The sequence below is a fragment of the Aequoribacter sp. genome (genome assembly GCF_965659035.1).
In the GTDB taxonomy this organism is placed as follows: Bacteria; Pseudomonadota; Gammaproteobacteria; order Pseudomonadales; family Halieaceae; genus Aequoribacter.
This window is the reverse complement of sequence record NZ_CBFHWH010000129.1, coordinates 1-3,881: the sequence shown is the minus strand read 5'-3', so window position 1 is coordinate 3,881 and position 3,881 is coordinate 1. Positions and strand designations below refer to the sequence as shown.

The following is a 3,881-nucleotide window of genomic DNA, read 5'->3' as shown; positions in this document are numbered from 1 at the left end:
AATAGCCCTCTTTGGCGTAGCTAAACTGTAATTCGTGACTGGTGTTCTCATCGTCATAGAACGCCGGCACGTCAAAAATATCTAAAGGCGTATTGTCGAAGTCGATGTTGGTATCTGAGTAGCTCTCGCGCGACGCGCCGATGTACTTAACGGTGAGCTCATCTGACACAGTCCACTCAGCCGTCAAACCAAAGCCTTTAAGCTCGACGTAGTTATCGGTAGGCATCGACGTATAAGAATCAAATACAGAGCCAGGTACAGGTGCATTCGTGAGCAAACTTGGCAACAGACGGTAGCCGCCTTTGGCGTTTGAATCGTCTTCTGTTTGATCATAGGTCAGCTGGATGAACAGATTATCGGTGGGCGTTAACTCTAGCGTTGCGCGCATCGCCGTGAGGTCTTTGTTGTAGTTTTCTGGGTCTTGATAGCCCATGCTCTCGGCAATAACCAAGTATTCACCAAAGCCATCTCGCGACAGATCCGCATAACCCAAACCCAGGTAAGCTTTATCTTTAATTAAAGGCAGTTCAGCCGTTAATTTCAAATCCTGCTGCCCGTAAGAACCCACGGTCACATCCACCTGCGCGTTGGCGTCACCTGACATACGTTTGGTTACGTATTTCACCGCGCCACCAATGGTGTTTTTGCCGTAGAGCGTACCCTGAGGGCCGCGCAGCACTTCGATACGCTCAACGTTTAACAAATCCAGCACTGCACCTTGAGGGCGCGCCATGTAAACGTCATCGATGTAGATGCCTACGCCGGGCTCATAGCCCCACAACGGATCTTGCTGACCGACACCACGAATAAACGCAGTCAGAGTCGAGTTGGTACCACGACTGTTCTGCAAGGTAGTGTTAGGCGAGAACTGCTGGACTTCAGTAAGGACCGAAACGCCTGCATTGCTTAAAGCTTCAGCTCCCAATGAGGTCACTGATACTGGCACTTCCTGTAGGTTCTCGGTGGTGCGTCGGGCCGTAACTTCAACCACTTCGAGGGTTGCTTGACGCTTTTTCTCTGCGGTGTTCTGTGCGCTGGCAACCTGACCAGTAACCGCCAAGGTCACCGCTGTCGCCAAGGCAGACAACTTCATTCGCGTGTTCATGACTCCATCCTCACTCGTTATGTTTATGGTTCGCTTTCAACAGTTGTTGAAACTGGTACCCACATTAATTCAACATTTGTTGAAGTGTCAAGAGGGGTGGTAAAAATTTCGCTAAACCGAACTCTCTGGATCATTCTGCGATGGCGGAGCAAACTACTCCGACGTCAGGGTCGCCTGGCATTGCGAAACGTCGTTGTAACGACTGACCTGACTCAGGTCGCAAAAAGTGAAGCCTCGGTGATCCTCGAGTACTCTGCGATAAAGATTATCTCGGTACAAATCCTCACCCTGAAAATAGTGCACATTGGCGACATTTTGCGGATTCACCAACTCGAATTGCATAAGGTTTAAGAGCCATTCCCCAAGCTCGTAATGACTTACGTAATCACTATCCGGTAGCGTCAGGCTCGGGGAATTCATCGCCAAACCCCATTGATGCATGAGTATCGGAACCGATGCCACAGCGGGCTGTAGGCGATTGTGACCCCAGGCATTCTGCTCACCCAACATCTGCCCGTGATCAGCTGTAATAACCACCACCGAGTGCCCCGGCAAGCTTTGCTTTAGCTCGGCGATTTTTCTTTCTAAAATACCGTCAAAATACAAAATCGCATTATCGTAAGCGTTGTTCATCCGATCTGGGAATGCTAGATCAGGGTCTTTAGTTGACCACATTTCCACAGCATCGGGCTTGGCATAATTTGCCTCGTAAGGCGAATGTACACTGCGAGATAAAATGACCACAAAATTTTTCTCGCCCCACTCTTTTTCTTCTAGCCAAGTGACTAGCTCGTTGTCGCCACGAACTTTGATATCTAGAGGGTCATCCTCAAGGGTCTTGATCACATCAATGTAGCGAGCCCCCAGGGCGTGCAGCACCTTAGATTCCTGCGTCGACAGCCAAAACGTTTTATAGCCCGCCTGCTGCGCGTTTCGAAACAGATTAGCACGGTGTTGATTAATCATTTGGACGTTACCCGGCTCGCGAACAACATTCAAAAGCAAAGGTAACGAGGACCCCGTCGCTACGGAGGAGGCAAGCCCAGTTCGCGTCTCCAGTGCACCTAGCGCGTCTAACTGCGCTAAGAAAGGCGTCGTTTCTCTTTCATAACCGTTAACTTGCAAGCGATCGTGGCGCAACGAGTCCACCAACAGCAAGATGATGTTTTGGGGAGCCTCACCCGCCGAAACACGCGGTTTTACCTCGTAAGGCAAGTAGTCTGGACGCAAGACTTGCTGATCACGCCCCGCCATGCGGGTGAAATAATACGAAAAAGCGTTGATGGAATTGTGCAACGAACTGCGAGTGGGGCCCGGCATAAAGGCAATCATATCGCGGCGCGTGGCGCGCTCGGGCTTAGAGCCCAAGATCAACACCACCAGCAGCAGCGGCACCCAGCTCGGTCGAGGATTAACGCTGCCACCGAAGCGTGCGAATATGTAAAGAGCAGCGCCCCATGAGGCTAGCCAGACAATTAATAGGTAAATATGATCCTGCCAACCATAGGAAAGCGCCAGGGCTATTTCGCCCGAGGCCTCGAAAAACTTTCCGATATCATAGGGTGCCAGAGGCGTGCCCGTTACTGAGATATGCGTGAGCTGTGCAATCTGCATCGAAGCAAACAACGCTGTCACTACCAGCGCAAACCAGCGATGCGTCAGCCATAACAAAGCATTAATGACGACAATCGTTACCACGTACGATAATTCAAATTGGGCAAGATTGTTGGGATTGAACAGCTTTTGGATCAAGTCGTCAGAGAGCATCAACAGACTGGTCGCGACCGTGAACACAAGACGTCGTACCATTGTACTGCGCCAAACCGAGGATAAAGACTCAACCAGCCTCATACAGAAAATCCTGCCAGAAGATACCTCTGTTACGCCTCGAAGAAGTCCACGGATCAAAGTTTAGCTCACGCTCGACCCATAAATATAGCGGCGCCGACACATCACGGAGTCCAGAGCCACCCGATGACCCTAGCAGACGACAATCAAGGGCGCCTAACAAACTCGTCCGGTAAAAGCGATCTTTAGCTCAGCACTGACGATCGCCCGGGCAAGATCATGCAATTTTGGTGGCCGAACCCGACGCCAGTTGCTGTGGTCCGCGGATCAAACCACCCGGCGTTGGACCCTGCATGACCCCATCTTTAAACGTCACCATCCCCGATTTAACGGTGGCGACGTAGCCGTCCGCTTTTTGTAACAAACGCTTACCGCCGGCGGGCAAATCGGCGGCGACCCAAGGCTCACCCAACTTGATTGCATCCAGATCAATGATGTTTAAATCCGCCAAATAGCCTGGCTCGATAACACCTCGATCATTGAGGCCATAAAGACGCGCCGTGTCTCGGCACTGACGCTGTACGGCATATTCCAGCGATAAACGACGCCCCTGACGATCGCGCACCCAGTGTTGCAACATGTAGGTGGAGGCCGCGGCATCGCAAATAGTGCCGCAGTGCGCACCGCCATCGGACAAGGAGTTTACGCAGTCATCTGAATGCAAAGGGTCTTCTAAGAAGTTGTAGTTACCCTCAGCCCAGTTCAGCAAAGGGAAATAAATAAACCCTGTGCCTTCATTCTTCAGCAACAAGTCATAAGCGTATTCTGCCGGCGCCACACCCGCAGCGCTGGCCAGTGATTCGATCGACTCTTCAGCGGTAGGTTCGTAGTTAAAATTTGGCCCCATGGCGTACGGCATGTTAAACGCCGAAGACATCATCTCGATAATAATCTGTAAATCCGGGTCCAGTATTTCATTGGGCTCGGC

At 51.3% G+C, this 3,881-nt stretch carries 3 protein-coding genes; all 3 read right to left on the bottom strand.

What is annotated here, in order from left to right; translation table 11 throughout:
• Positions 1-1,105: TonB-dependent receptor (locus tag ACTF5Z_RS11560; protein ID WP_438985771.1), on the bottom strand; the 1,105-nt coding region annotated here is incomplete at its 3' end.
• Positions 1,106-1,258: 153 nt separating this feature from the next.
• Positions 1,259-2,914, bottom strand: coding sequence for a sulfatase-like hydrolase/transferase (locus tag ACTF5Z_RS11555; protein ID WP_438985770.1), 1,656 nt, complete (start codon positions 2,912-2,914; stop codon positions 1,259-1,261).
• Positions 2,915-3,170: 256 nt separating this feature from the next.
• The coding region (locus ACTF5Z_RS11550) for an amidohydrolase family protein (RefSeq protein ID WP_438985769.1) at positions 3,171-3,881 on the bottom strand (711 nt) is incomplete at its 5' end.